Below are 13,907 nucleotides of genomic sequence, written 5' to 3'. Positions count from 1 at the left end.
GATGCATTTCGAGCTGACAGAAGAACAGGTCGCCATCCGTGAGGCGGTGACCCAGTTGATGCAGGATTTTCCTGACGAATATTGGGAAGAAAAGGATCGCGAACACGCCTTTCCCTGGGAATTCTACAACGCCTTCGCCCAGGCCGGCTTCCTGGGCGTCACCATCCCCGAACAATATGGCGGCGCGGGCCTTGGCCTTATCGAGGCGATGATGGCGCTTGGGCCTGTCGCCGGCAGCGGCGCGGGCCTGTCAGGCGCGACGCCGGTGCACATCAACGTGTTCGGCATGAGCCCGCTGGTGAAGTTTGGCAGCGACGAGATGAAGCAGCGCTATCTGCCCGATCTCGTCACCGGCGACCTGCATGTCTGCTTCGGGGTGACCGAACCGGATGCCGGCACCGATACGACCAGCATCACCACCACGGCGAAGCGGGACGGGGACGGCTATATCATCAATGGCCGCAAGGTATGGACGTCGAAGGCGCAGCAATCGACCCACTGCATGCTGCTCACCCGCACGACGCCCCTGTCGGAATGCAAGAAGAAGACCGACGGCATGACGCTGTTCATGGCGCCGATGGACCCCGATCATGTCACCGTCCGCCCCATCCCCAAAATGGGTCGCACCGCCGTCTCCTCCTGCGAGGTGTGGTGGGACAATCTGCGCGTATCCGACGCGGACCGGATCGGCGAAGAGGGCAAGGGCTTCAAATATCTGCTCGACGGCCTGAATGCCGAACGCATCCTGGTCGCCTGGCAGGCGATCCAGCTGGGCAAGCGGGCACTGGAACGCGCCACGCAATATGCGAATGAACGCAAGGTGTTCGGCCGCTTCATCGGCCAGAACCAGGGCGTCCAGTTCCCGCTGGCCGACAGCCACGCCAAGCTGGAAGCAGCCGAGATACTGACCATGAAGTCGGCTTGGCAATATGACCAGGGCCTGCCCTGTGGCGATCTCGCCAACATCGCCAAATATCTCGGCACGGAGGCCGCTTTCGAGGCAGCCGACCGAGCCGTTCAGACCCATGGCGGTTATGGCTATGCGCGCGAATATCATGTCGAGCGATATTTCCGCGAAGCCCGCGTCTGGAAGATCGCACCGATCTCTCAGAATTTGATCCTCTCCTACATCGCCGAAAAGATATTGGGCTTGCCGCGCTCCTTCTGAAGCCGCTGCTCCTTCCGGTTGATTAAAGCGCCGGGTGGCCATGCCGCCCGGCGCATTTTTTTGCTCCCCGAAATGCCGTCGGCGCCCTTTCCCTGGCGAAAATATTTCCAACTGGAGAATGGCGAGCGACTTGGCGGCTCAATGCGCCCGGCCGGCCCGGAGATGGCCTGTGTCCCGACGGCACGTTGTTCCGCCGTTCATATCGATGCTGGCCAAGCGCTGCACGGCGACGGCAACAGGCCCCGCGGATCGCGCGATCGTCCGTTCGCCATGAAGGGCCCCTCGACCGGCTGGGGCAAATCCGTGGCTGGATAAAAAGAGGCGGCATCCTTGCGAATGCCGCCCCATGAGAGGACCAAGATCGAACGGATATATGCTTAGAAGCGCACCGTCGCCTCGATCGCGACCGTCCGGGGGTCGTAGATGGAGGTACGGGTGTCGGCATGGGTGCCGGCGAGCGAGCCCGTGCCCGATCCGGTATAGGTGAGATCGAAAGCGGAGCTGACGATGAAGCGATTGGTCAGGTTCTTGCCGATCAGCTGCAATTGCCAGCTGTCGTCCTGCGCGCCGACCCGAATGCTTGCGTCGATCGTCGCGAACGACTTCTGATAGAAGCGATCGGTATCGTCCGGCGCGAAGCCATAGGTCTTGTAGCGGCTGGAGTAGCGCATATTGCCGGAGAAGCCGCCCTTCAGGCTGGAGCCCAAATCGGTATCATAGTTAACGCCCAGCGTTCCGGTCCATTTCGGTGCCTGGGGCAGCGACTGGCCGCCCAGGTCCTGACGCGTGCCATTGCCCAGCGCATTGGCGCCAAGCCTGCACCCCTCGGCCCGGTTTTGGCCGCTCAGGCAAGGCGCGGCCGGGAACGACTTATATTTGGCGTCGGTGTAGGCGAGCGAAGCCTTGATGTTCAGCCCGTCGATCGCGCGCGGGGCATATTCGACGTCCAGTTCGGCGCCGCGAGTCCGGGCCGACGCGGCGTTCAACGTCAGATACTGAATGGTCAGCGGATTGAAGAAATCCATCTGCAGACCATCATAATTATAGCTGAACATGTCGAAGTTCGCGCGCACCTGGTTGCCGAACAGGGTCGACTTGATGCCGCCCTCGAACCCCTTGACCTTTTCCGGGTTGAACGCGCCGTCAGCGACGGTGCTGGCCGGCGCGATCGTGCCGCTGATCGAATAGCCGCCCGATTTGTAGCCGGTCCGATAGCTCGCATAGGCTGTGATGGCCGGCGTGATCTTGTAGCTGATCGTCGCTTCGGGCGAGGTGTTGTTGAAGGTCTGCGGCACGACGAACTGCGTCAGTGCGGTCGTCTGCTTGAACGAACCCTGAGCCGAAGGATGGACATAGGGCTGAGCCTGGATCGAATCCTTCTTCTCATGGCTGTAGCGAATGCCGCCGGTGATGTTCAGTTCCGGCGTGATGTCCAGGATCGCCTGGCCGAAGACCGAATAGGTCTTGCCCCGGGTTTGCGCATCCTTGAGCACGGACAGATAGCGCAGGCGGGGGTTGGTGACGGCGCTGTTCTCGACGCCGCCAGGGAAATTATTCTCCTGGTCGAAATAGGTGTCCTGGCTCTGATAATAGCCGCCGACCATGAAGTTCAATATGCCGCCAAAATCCGACCGCGCCCGGCCTTCCAGCGAGAAGGCCTTCTGTTGCTCGCGCGTGCCGGTGAAATTGCCGCCGGTGCCCAGCGCCGGATCGCGCGACAGGTAATTGTCGGTGAAATCGAAGTCGCCGGCCCAGTAGGCCAGCGAATGGGTATAGGCCGGCGTCAGGGAGAATGTGATCGCGCCCGCCTTATATTCGAAATTGCCCGTGAAATTATAGGCTTCATAGGTCAGGTATGGGTTGCCGTTGCGACGGCCCGTATAGCTCTGGGTCTGCGCGATGTCATTGGGCAGGCCGCTCTGCACTTGCACGAACTTGTGGCCACATGGCGCGGTCGGATCGGTCTGGACGACGCCCCTTGCTTCACAAACGCCGATGACGGCAGCGGAGTTGGGCGTCGCGCTCGAATATTTGTTGTAGGTCGCCTTGACGTTGGCGGTGAAGTTGTCGGTCGGCTCCCACAGCGCAGTCAGGCGGGTGGTGAACGTCTCCTCGCCCCGGCTCTTGGGGTCGGGACGCGTATGGGGTGTCGATATGCCCGTCACCACGTCGCGGGTATAGGTGGTGCCGCCCTGCGACACGTTGCGGATGAGCGCGTCGAACTGCTTGGAATAGCGGGAGGCCAGGCGCAGCGAGAGCGTGTCGGTGACAGGGCCGGAGATATAGCCTTCGACATAGGGGTTCTGACCGTTGAACTCATAGCCGGTGCGCAACATGCCCTGCAGCTCGCGGGTGGGGCTGGCGGTCGTGAAGGACAGGGCGCCGGCCGTCGTGTTCTTGCCGTAGAAGAGCGACTGCGGGCCCTTGAGCACCTCGACCTGCGCCAGGTCGAACATGCCCATGTTGAGCGCGCGACCGCCGCTGTAATAGACGCCGTCGATCACGATCGCGACCGACTGTTCCAGACTGATCGACGTGGCGTTGACGCTGATGCCGCGCAGGCCGATGGCGGCGCCATTGCCCGATCCGTTGCGGCCGATGATCAGCTGCGGCGCCAGATTGGCGACTTTCTCGATCGAGTTGATGCCGTAATTCTGGATCTGCGCCTCGGAAACGACCGACGCCGCGACCGGAATATTCTGAAGGTTTTCGGTCTTGCGGCGGGCTGTGACGATGATGTCCTCCAGGCCGGAAGAGCGCGCCTCATCCTGCGGCGCGGCCGTAGCGGCGTCGTCCTGCGCGAAGGCGGGAGCCGTCATCAGGCAGGCGGCCGAGCCCAGCAGGACAGTGCGGCCCAAATGCGTTTTGCGTGAAGCGTTCAATCTTACCTCCCCCATGCAACGATGGTTTGATGCCGGACTTGCGAGCGTCCGTGCTGGCATCCCTATAGGCGGAACGAAGGGGTCCAGACAACAAAAATTCGGTATAGACAATGATATTCTTTATGGAGAATTATCGCTGTCCATAGGCGCGTCGCTGCGGCGGCCGCAAAGGCCACGATTCTTGCGGGGATTAAATAGGAGGGACGAAGAGCAATCGCGGTCGTCAGACTTAGGCATCACGCTCGCGTTCAAGACGGAAACCGCGCACCGCGATCGAAAGCAGCACCGCGGAACATAGTCCAAAGGCGGCGGAGATGATCGCCATCGCCTCGCCGATCCGTGATGGATCATGGAAGACCTTTTCCGTCAGCAACGGCACGCCGGTCGGGCCGATACCGTATCCGACCAGACTGACGATGACGAAATAATAGGCTGATGCCGTCCCGCGCAGCCGGGCGGGCGCAGCCAATTGCAGCGACGTGCTCGCCATGCTCATCGGGAAGGTGTAGGAAAAAGTCAGCAACGCCAGGCACAGCAACGCCATTTCCTGCGATTGCGCGAAAATCAGCAGGGTCGCGAAGGCCACAAGCATGAACGGCCCCAATCGCACCGTCTGCATCGTCGGGTCTTTGGACCAGCGGCCAAGGCCCGCGCTGATCAGCGGCGCCGCGATACCGCCGGCAATGCCCAGTACCAACACCAACGTCCCATAGTGGGTGCCGATCTGCGCATGGTTGAGCCCGAACGTCCGCGCCAGATAGGTAGGGGCCCAGGCAGACACCGTCGTCATCACCATGGACGAACAGGACATGCCGAAAAAGAACATGATGTAGAAGCGCCAGCGCTTCGCCATGTAGAGCGTGCCGCGCCAGAAGCCGTAATCTTCGTCATGGCCCGCCGAGCCGGCTGTTGCGGCGGCGCTGGGTCGGCGCCGGTCCGGGATGGTCGTCATCAGCAATACCGGGATCAGCCCGACGATACCGACCACGATCAGCGTCAGCTGCCACCCCTGTAGAGTTCCGATCAACGGCAGGGCGATCGTGCCCAGACTGTCGGTCGCCTCCAGCACCAGACCGCCGCCCAGCAGCGCAAACCCGCCACCCAGCGGCGGGGCAAGCAGAAAGATGCTGGTCGCGACGGGCAGGCGCTTGCGGTCGTACAGATCCGGGATCAGCGACATGCCGGCGGGATAGAGAAAGGCCTCCGACGCGCCGACGAACAGGCGCGAGACGAACAGGCCCGTATAGCCGTCGGCCAGCGCCGCGCTCATCGTGCCGATGCCCCAGGCGATGCCGGCGAACAGGATCAAATGGCTGCGGTTGAACCGATCGGCGCACCAGCCGGCGGGCAGGGCGACGAGCACATAGCTGAAGATGAAGGCCGGTCCCAGCAGATAGCTGATTTCCAGATCGGTGGCGGCAAAGTCGCGCTGGATCGGCCCGACCAGCTGGTTGAAAATCTGCCGGTCGGCAAAGGCGAAGCAATAGACCAACGTAAGGATGATCGCCGCGTAATAGACGCGCAGCACGCTCTCGCGCAGCGTTCCGCCACCGACCATCACGGATGATTTCTCCTGTTGCGACATAGTCGGCGACCTTCTCCAAACATGCTTATCGCGCCTGCATATCCGTAAAGATGTCTGGACATCAAGCCGCTGCTTTGCCCGTTGCCCGGATCGGCAGGCGGGCGCCAGTCATCGCACGGGCCTTGAAAATGGCACTATGCCGGTGCAACATGGGCGAAATGGGGCGTGATTGTATGGATAACTTTATGCAGGAGCGAGTATTGCCGTTGCGGAAAAATCGGTTTCGGGCACCCGTTTCAGCGCTGTCCAGCGCCTTCGCCGCCGTGGCTTTCCTGGCAGCCTGTACTGGCCGAGCGCCCATGGCGGACAGGACGGACATGCCGACCGAGCGTGGCGGCAGGAACTGGGCCGGCTATGGCGGGGAGGAGAATGAGCAGCACTACAGCGCCCTGTCACAGATCAATGCCGGCAATGTCGCTTCACTGGGCCTTGTCTGGTATCATGACATCGACATACCCCCCAACGCCTTCAGCGCGCCCGTGGTGGTGGACGGCATATTATATTTCGCGGCCGGCTACAGTGTCGTGCAGGCGCTCGACGCGCGGACCGGCAAACAGCTCTGGCGCTATGAGCCCAGCCCCAGCGCTGCCTCGGTCGCCGGCGAAAAGATGCGCGGCGGCTGGGGCATTCGCGGCCTGACCTACGGGGACGGGCGCATCTTCGTGGGGACGATCGACGGGCGCCTGCTGGCGATAGACGCGAAGACGGGAAAGCTTGCCTGGTCGACGATGACCATCGGCCAGAATGACGGCCGTTACATTTCCGGCCCGCCGACCTTCTTCAATGGAAAAGTCATTATCGGCCATGGCGGCGCGGATTTCGCCCCGGTGCGCGGATATGTCACCACCTACGACGCCCGGACGGGCAAGCAATTGTGGCGCTTCCATACCGTGCCGGGCAATCCGGCGGACGGATTTGAGAACGAGGCCATGGAGATGGCGGCGAAAACATGGACGGGCCAATGGTGGAAATTCGGCGGCGGCGGGACTGCCTGGAACGCCATCACCTATGATCGCAAATATAACCGCATCTATATCGGGACCGGCAATGGCGCGCCGTGGAACCAGAAAATCCGCTCGCCGGGGGGCGGCGACAACCTCTTTCTCTGCTCGATCATCGCCCTCGACGCCGACACCGGCGCGTATATCTGGCATTACCAGACCAACCCTGGCGAGACCTGGGACTATAACGCCGCGATGGACATAGAGATCGGTACGATCGCGATCGACGGCAAGCCGCGCGAAGTGATTATGACCGCACCCAAGAACGGTTTCTTCTACGTGCTCGACCGAGCCACCGGGAAACTGATTTCCGCCGAAAAGTTCGTGAACAATGTGAATTGGGCATCGCATATCGACCTGAAGACCGGCCGACCGGTCGAAAATGGGGCGGCGCGCTTTCCGGCCGGTCGGGAATTCACCGTCTATCCATCTCCTGTCGGCGCGCACAGCGTGGAGGCGATGGCCTTCAACCCCCGAAGCGGCCTCGTCTATCTGAACGCCATCGAACAGGGCAGGGCCTTTGTCGATCCGCCGGGCGACCTGAAGGCCTGGCGGTTTTCAGGCGGCCAGTTCCTCGACACCGGCGTCGGCAAGGCCACGGCCAAGATTCCGGTCGGGACGAACAGCCTGATCGCCTATGATCCCGCCCGTCAGAAGGTTGCCTGGCGCGTTCCGCTCGCCGGCACTAAAAATGGCGCGACCATGACGACCGCCGGAAATCTGGTGTTCCAAGGCACGGTCAAGGGCACGTTCGACGCCTATGCCGCCGACAGCGGCAAACCGCTCTGGTCCTTCGATGCCCGCACGGGCGTTCAGGCGCAGGCGATCAGCTACGAAGCAGGCGGCACGCAATATGTGACGGTGATTTCGGGCTGGCGCGGCTCGACGGCCGGCGGGCCGGGCCTGTCCTGGGACTATGCCCAACAGAAACGGCGAGTGCTGACCTTCGCGCTCGGCGGCCATCTGTCGTTGCCGCCCGACATCTACGAACCGATGCCGTTCCAGGACGATGCCGGCTTCGTCGTCGATTCCGCGGCGGCGGCACGCGGCGCCGACCAATATGCCAAGCGCTGTGCCATCTGCCACGGCGCCGGGCTCAACGCCGGGGGCACCGCGCCCGACCTGCGCAAGGCGGCCGCTCCCATGTCCTATGAAGGGCTCGCATCCGTGCTCCACGACGGCGTGCTCGTCGAAAATGGCATGCCGGTCTTTCGGGAGCTGACGCCTGACGAGATCCGCGAATTGCAGGCCTATATCCGGCGGGAAGCGCGTGCGGCCCTAGGCGGCGGCGCGGCTGCATCGGCGAAGCATCATGCCGGCGACACCGCGCAATGACGGCAAGGGGAGCAAGTCCTAAAAATCTTTACCGCAATGTTCCGCCTCAGCCTGCCGGCGGCGCCATAGCGGGTCCGGCGGGCGGCTGGATCAATTCTATCGTCACCCCGTCCACATCCCGCAGATAAACGACCCGCGACCCTTCGCTTGCAACCTTCGCGGACTGGACAACGCGGCCCGCCATCTCGAAGCCCAGCGTCATCGCCGTTTGCACCATGTCGCCAATGTCGGCGACGTCGAAAGTCAGGTGCATATGGCCCGCATCGCACGGTCGCGCCATGATGCGCCCGGCATCCTGCGGACCGTGATAGCGGATCAGTTCGATCGCGATCAGGTCTGGATGATGCAGATGCGCGACCTCTATGTCTGCCCCGGCCACGCCGGTCAGCAACTCGACGCCGCGGGGATGGCGGACGCCCCGGTCGTGCAGCACATAGCCAAACAGGCCGACATAGCGCGCGATCGCCCGATCCAGGTCGCTGACGGTAAAGCCCACATGGTTGGTCCGGGCCGCACACTGCATCTTCATCTCCTGATATTTGCCCGACATGCGCATGGAACGACGTCGGAATGAAAAGATATGCGGATTACATAGACATTATTCTGTCCAGATACGTGCGCAGTGATATTCTTATCAGGCAGGTTCGCGTTCGATCATGCCCGGTGCCCGAAAAGTCATCGACCTGCATCCTTTTAATCTTCGGGCCGTCCGGATCGGGGCGGAAAATCATATTGACGACCAAGGCTTGCGCGGTTGAAGGCTTCGGGGGGGGCCTTGGTCGGGAATGGCGAGACTCAGCCCCTGAGCCGCTCCGCAAACGCCATCACGGCGCGGCCGACCCGCTCGCGATCCTCCAGCGTCTTCATGAGAGTGTCGGTAGCGCAATATGCGATATCCAAGCCGGACGCATCGTCCCGTTCATCGACGAGCAGGCCGTCGATAATGCCGAAATAATGGGCCGCGATGTTCGCATTCGTAACGGAAAGCCCCAATTCACCCATCAGTTTTGCGGTTGGTCCCTTGACCGCCTGTCCGCCGACGATCGGCGAAACCGCGACCACAGGAGCATGAGCTGAGGTAAGCGCCTCGCGAATGCCCGGTATAGCGAGAATGGGATCGATGCTGAGCCAAGGATTTGAAGGCGCTATGAATATGGCGATCGTTTCGGGATCCGTAATCGCCTCGATGACGCCTGGGGCGGCCGTCGCGCCCTCCGCGCCGTCGAACCGGATCGAGCGGACAATCGGCGCACAGCGGCGCCCGACGAAATAGTGCTGGAAGGGAAGATCGCCCTCATCGGTCATGAGATGGGTCGCGACGGAATCGTGCGTCATCGGCAAGATGGTAAGATCCAGGCCCCAGGCGGCAGCGAAACCTGCCGTAACGGCGCTGAGGCTTTGCCCGCCAGAGAGAAGATGCGATCGGAGCACATGCAGGGCCAGGTCACCATCGCCCAGCTGAAACCAATCCTCGCCGCCCAGCGATTGCAACGACGACATGAAAGTCCAGCTTTCGCCTTCGCGGCCCCAGCCTTGTTCGGCATTGGCCTTGCCCGACAGGGTGTAGAGAAGTGTATCGATGTCGGGCGAGACCGAAAGGCCCAGATGACAAAAATCGTCGCCCGTGTTGACGATAGCGGTGATCTGATTGGCGGGATGAATGCGCGTCAGCCCAAGCACGAGTTTCGCGCCGCCGACTCCCCCGGTAAGGACCACAATCCGACTCATCTGAAGAGATCTTCCTCCAGCGGACGGACCAGCGCAGCGGCCGGATTTTCTCCCGCCGGCAAAGGCAGGCCACGGATCAAGGCGGCAGGCACGCCTTCCGCGCCTTCTCCAGTCGCCAGCGTCGCGGCAGTCGCAATCTGGTCCGCCAGCGCAATCTGCGTCACCGCCAGCCGACGACCATCCCGGTCGATATCGCCCCTGCGATCGATCAGCGACGGCAGTCCCGATGCACCGATTGCTACGCCGATGACCCCATGTCGCCATGGCCGCCCAAAGCTGTCGGAAATCACGATTCCGATGCCGCCGCCAACCGCTTTCCGGATGCGAGCCGCCGACCCGTCCGGGTCGACGGGCAGCAACAGCACACGTTCACCGTCGCCTGGGCCGATATTGGATTGGTCGATGCCGCTGTTCGCCATGACATGACCCAGCCTGTGCCGGGTGATGAGGATGTGGGGTGCCGCACGTACCACCGCAGTGCTTTCCCGCAGTACCAGTTCCACAAGCCTGGCATCCTTGTGCGTTTTCGCCGCCAGTTCCAACGCCTGCGGACGTGGTTCGATCGTCGCCAGATGCACCGTGCGGCCTTCTGCCTTCGAAACGATCTTCTGCGTGACAACCAGCACGTCGCCAGGTTGCGGGGGCCATAGACCAGATGTCTCAAGCGCTTCGCGCAACAGCATTGCTAAATCATCGTTTTGGCGCACTTCGGGAATAGTATGAAGCGGGTGTATCGAAATCATGGAAGCGCTGTAGCTTTACCAGTGCATAGGGTAAAGCCGCGAGGGGGTGCTGTCAGTCTGACGCGAACGCGTCTTCGCTGCATCGACGGTCCGGCCGGGAGGGCGCCTTCATCTGACTGAAGCGCAGCGTCGCCCGCTCTCGTGGCCGAAAGGGCAGGTGGGTGTTCTTCAGCCGGTTGTTGACCCAGCGCCCGACCGCTTGCTGGTCGCGGTTGCCGATTTGGTTCATCGCCGTGCCTTGGCACTTTGGACAGTGATGGTTGCGACACGCGTTGAAGGCGATCCGCCAGCGCCCGCAGTCGTCGCTCGACGAGACCGTCCAGCGCGGCGGTGCGGCAGTTCCCGATCGCCGTCCGGCATGGTAATGCTGGCCAAAGGTCGATCAACTTTTCCTTGCATCAGGGCGGGCGGGAAAATGAATAGCCAATACGTTCCATATGGCGGCCAGCGGCTGGAGAGGAACGACAGCCAATCAGAACAGTTTATGCAGGAAAGCTAGGATTTCCACACAATGACGGCAATCATAAACCGGCTGTCGACCGCTGTTCCGGGCTGCGATTTCGAAAAGGACTACCGCGCCTGGGCCTTGCGGCAGCTCAAGGGGCAACGGGAAGCGAAGCTATATGCCCGCATGTCCGAGCGTTCGGGGATCGAGCATCGCTGGTCCGTGCTGTCGGAAGAGGACGCCAGGCTGGACGAAGGGGATGGCTTCTATTCGGCCGAAGCGCCGTCCACCGCCCTGAGGATGACGATCTATGCCGAAGAGGCGCCGAAGCTTGCATTGGTGGCGATCAGGAAACTGGGCGAGCTCGGTCATATCACCCATCTCGTCGTGGCCAGTTGCACCGGCTTCGTCGCCCCGGGGATCGACCAGATCGTTGCGCGTCGATTGGGTCTGGCGGACGACGTCGAGCGCGTGCTGATCGGCTTCATGGGGTGCTACGCCGCCGTTACGGCGCTGCGTACGGCCCGCCATATCGTCCGTTCCGAACCCCAGGCACGCGTGCTTGTCGTGACCGTCGAACTGTCGACCCTGCATCATCAGCAGACCGTTGATATCGAGCCGTTGCTGGCGGGCGCGCAATTTGGCGACGGCGCGGCTGCCGCGATCGTCAGCGGCTGCGGCACAGGGCTTTCGATCGGAACCGGAATAGCCGCGGCGCTGGAGGAAAGCGACCAGCTGATCACATGGCAGATAGGCGATACCGGGTTCCGAATGCGGCTTTCGGGCCAGGTGCCGGGCCGCATAGGGGCCGCGCTGAAGCGTCCCGATGTGCGCCAGCGCATCCTGGGTGACGGCGAAAAGCCGGCGGCCTACGCCGTCCATGCAGGGGGCCGTTCCATCCTCGACGCCGTCACGGAAGGGCTTGAGCTGGACCCGCACAGTCTCGACCATTCGCGCGGAGTGCTCCGCGATTTCGGCAACATGTCCTCCTCCACGCTGATGTTCGTGCTGGAACGGTTCATGCAGGAACGGCCTGAAAGCGGCGTGGCCCTGGCTTTCGGGCCGGGTCTGGCGATGGAGGGTTTTCGCTTTGAATGGTGCGATGCTCGCTGATCGGGCCCAGGCCGAGGAAATCATGGATGATCCCGCGCTCGGCACGCATGTCTATGCCGCGGTTCTGGCCGATCTGGCGAAGGTCAACACGATAACCATGGCACGCCGTCCTACGCTGGACTTCATCAAGCGGGCGGTCGGGACGCGAACCCATTTCTCGCTGCTGGATGTCGGCTTTGGTGATGGCGACATGCTGCGCGCCATCGCACGCTGGGCTGGGTCACGGGGCAAGTCGGCGCGGCTCGTGGGGATCGATCTCAATCCGCGCAGCGAGGGAATAGCCCAGGCCAAAACGCGAACCGGCGAGCCGATAGAATATCGCACGGGAGATTACGCCCATCTGGCCGGCGAGGGTTTCGACCTCGTGGTGTCGAGCCTCGTCGCCCACCACATGACCCGCGCGCAGCTGGTCGCCTTCCTGCGCTTCATGGAAAACGAAGCCACCGCAGGCTGGTACATCAACGATTTGCATAGGCATGGATTTGCCTATCTCGGCTACCCGATCCTGGCGCGACTGGCGCGCTGGCACCCGATCGTGCGGCAGGACGGGCGGCTTTCGATCGCGCGATCCTATCGACCGCGGGAATGGACGCCGATCCTTGCCGAAGCGGGCGCCAACGCTGCGACGGTCGAGCGCCGCTTCCCTTTCCGTCTGTGTGTCGAGCGCCTCAAATGACCCGCCCGATCGTGCTGGGCGCAGGACCTGCCGGAAGCATTGCGGCTCTGCTGCTGGCGCAAGGCGGGTCGCAACCGATCCTGATAGATCGCCATGCCGAAGTGGGTGATGCGATTTGCGGCGGATTTCTGAGCTGGCGCACTGCCGAGGGATTGCGGCGGCTGGGCTGCAATCCAGCGACGCTCGGAGCCAGGCCGGTGACGCGGCTGCGGCTCTTCGCCGGACGGCGGGAGGCGGAGGTGCCGTTACCCGAAACGGCCTATGGCCTGTCCCGCCATGCTCTCGACAGCGCACTGCGGCAGCTCGCCATTGCCGAAGGGGCACGGCTCGAGATCGATCGCGCTCGGCGCGTGGCGCCAGGCTTGATCGAAGGCGAACGCCGCCGCTGGGAGAGTCCTGCGATCTTCCTCGCCACGGGGAAGCACGACGTGCGCGGAGAGGGGCGTCCACGCAAGACCGATAACCCCGCGCTCGGCATGCGTGTTCGCCTGCCACCGTCGGCCGAACTTGAACGGCTGATCGGCGCCGCGATCGAATTGCATCTGTTTCGCGGCGGTTATGCCGGCATCGTGCTTCAGGAAGGCGGCAGCGCCAATGTCTGCCTCGCGCTGCGCAAATCCGCGCTTCTCGAAGCGGATGGTGACATGTGGGAGGTTTTGCAGGCGGTGGGGCGGGATAATCCGCATTTTGCGCACCGCATGGCTTGCGCAGAAGGTCGCCTGCCCGTCGATACGATCGGTGCCGTTCCCTACGGATGGATCGCGCAGGACACCGAAGAAGGCGTATATCGTCTGGGCGATCAAGCCGCCGTCATCCCGTCCCTTGCGGGGGAAGGCATGGCCATCGCGCTTGCCAGTGGAGCAGCCGCGGCGCAAAGCTATCTGCAAGGCCAGGGGGCATCGCAATATCAGCGCAGCTTTGCAAGGCGCGCCGCCCGACCGGTGCGTATCGCAAAGCTGCTCTGGCATATGGCCGAAACCCCGAGTGGCGCGCTTGCCATGGTGCTCGCTTCAGGCATCCTGCCCCCCGTCGCTGGATGGGCGATGCGGCGGAGCCGGATCGATTGATCAGGCATGCGTATTTGGCTTTGATCGTGCGGGCCGGTCGCGGGCGGCGACACGCCACTTCTCTTCGTCACATCCGACTTTGCGATGCCCAGAATTGCACGCTGGCTATTTAAAATCCATCTCAAATATCATGACCAAACCGAATTTCTAAAGTGAGAATATGA

11 protein-coding genes and 1 pseudogene are annotated in these 13,907 nt (G+C 62.5%); 5 read left to right on the top strand and 7 right to left on the bottom strand.

The window, feature by feature from the left end; translation table 11 throughout:
- Position 1: 1 nt before the first annotated feature.
- The gene (locus tag ACETPF_RS11840) at positions 2–1,168 is read left to right on the top strand and encodes an acyl-CoA dehydrogenase family protein (protein WP_373934684.1); all 1,167 of its coding nucleotides are present in this window, start codon (positions 2–4) and stop codon (positions 1,166–1,168) included.
- A gap of 377 nt (positions 1,169–1,545) precedes the next feature.
- On the opposite strand, the gene ACETPF_RS11835 is transcribed toward ACETPF_RS11840, so the two are convergent.
- Both ACETPF_RS11835 and ACETPF_RS11830 read right to left on the bottom strand, forming a co-directional pair.
- Positions 1,546–4,050 (bottom strand): TonB-dependent receptor, encoded by a 2,505-nt coding sequence (locus ACETPF_RS11835; protein WP_373934683.1) that lies wholly within the window; start codon positions 4,048–4,050, stop codon positions 1,546–1,548.
- A 229-nt stretch (positions 4,051–4,279) separates the two neighbouring features.
- On the bottom strand, positions 4,280–5,635 hold the full coding sequence (locus ACETPF_RS11830; RefSeq protein WP_373934682.1) for an MFS transporter: 1,356 nt from the start codon (positions 5,633–5,635) through the stop codon (positions 4,280–4,282).
- 299 nt (positions 5,636–5,934) lie between these two features.
- Between ACETPF_RS11830 and ACETPF_RS11825 the strand changes: the two genes are divergently transcribed.
- On the top strand, positions 5,935–7,971 hold the full coding sequence (locus tag ACETPF_RS11825; RefSeq protein ID WP_373934681.1) for a PQQ-dependent dehydrogenase, methanol/ethanol family: 2,037 nt from the start codon (positions 5,935–5,937) through the stop codon (positions 7,969–7,971).
- Between the two features lie 46 nt (positions 7,972–8,017).
- Here the strand turns inward: ACETPF_RS11825 and ACETPF_RS11820 are convergent, their stop codons facing one another.
- The 5 genes and pseudogenes from ACETPF_RS11820 to ACETPF_RS20975 all read right to left on the bottom strand — a co-directional run.
- Positions 8,018–8,521, bottom strand: a complete 504-nt coding sequence (locus tag ACETPF_RS11820) for a VOC family protein (RefSeq protein WP_373934679.1) — start codon at positions 8,519–8,521, stop codon at positions 8,018–8,020.
- A gap of 245 nt (positions 8,522–8,766) precedes the next feature.
- Entirely contained in the window at positions 8,767–9,699 is a 933-nt protein-coding gene (gene cofD, locus ACETPF_RS11815) for a 2-phospho-L-lactate transferase (protein WP_373934677.1), read from the bottom strand.
- Positions 9,696–10,442: a coenzyme F420-0:L-glutamate ligase gene (cofE, locus tag ACETPF_RS11810; RefSeq protein ID WP_373934675.1), complete on the bottom strand. Its 747-nt coding sequence runs from the start codon at positions 10,440–10,442 to the stop codon at positions 9,696–9,698. The genes cofD and cofE overlap by 4 nt, the downstream gene beginning before the upstream one ends.
- Positions 10,443–10,494: 52 nt before the next feature.
- Entirely contained in the window at positions 10,495–10,671 is a 177-nt protein-coding gene (locus ACETPF_RS11805; RefSeq protein ID WP_373934674.1) for a hypothetical protein, read from the bottom strand.
- Positions 10,672–10,807 (bottom strand): annotated as a pseudogene (locus ACETPF_RS20975) (transposase zinc-binding domain-containing protein); the annotation flags it as partial. It lies immediately after the preceding gene.
- 146 nt (positions 10,808–10,953) lie between these two features.
- Here ACETPF_RS20975 and ACETPF_RS11800 point away from each other — a divergent pair.
- The 3 genes from ACETPF_RS11800 to ACETPF_RS11790 are packed head-to-tail and all read left to right on the top strand — an operon-like array spanning position 10,954 to position 13,743.
- Positions 10,954–12,000, top strand: a complete 1,047-nt coding sequence (locus tag ACETPF_RS11800) for a type III polyketide synthase (protein ID WP_373934673.1) — start codon at positions 10,954–10,956, stop codon at positions 11,998–12,000.
- Positions 11,990–12,676 carry a methyltransferase domain-containing protein gene (locus ACETPF_RS11795; RefSeq protein WP_373934672.1) on the top strand — a complete coding sequence of 229 codons (687 nt, stop codon included), beginning with the start codon at positions 11,990–11,992 and terminating at the stop codon, positions 12,674–12,676. Before ACETPF_RS11800 ends, ACETPF_RS11795 begins: the two co-directional genes overlap by 11 nt.
- Positions 12,673–13,743, top strand: coding sequence for an NAD(P)/FAD-dependent oxidoreductase (locus tag ACETPF_RS11790; RefSeq protein ID WP_373934671.1), 1,071 nt, complete (start codon positions 12,673–12,675; stop codon positions 13,741–13,743). Before ACETPF_RS11795 ends, ACETPF_RS11790 begins: the two co-directional genes overlap by 4 nt.
- The last annotated feature ends 164 nt before the right edge of the window (positions 13,744–13,907 follow it).

The organism is Sphingobium agrisoli (assembly GCF_041877245.1).
Taxonomy (GTDB): domain Bacteria; phylum Pseudomonadota; class Alphaproteobacteria; order Sphingomonadales; family Sphingomonadaceae; genus Sphingobium.
Note: the sequence above shows the minus strand (reverse complement) of the source record. Positions and strands in the feature narration are given on the sequence as shown.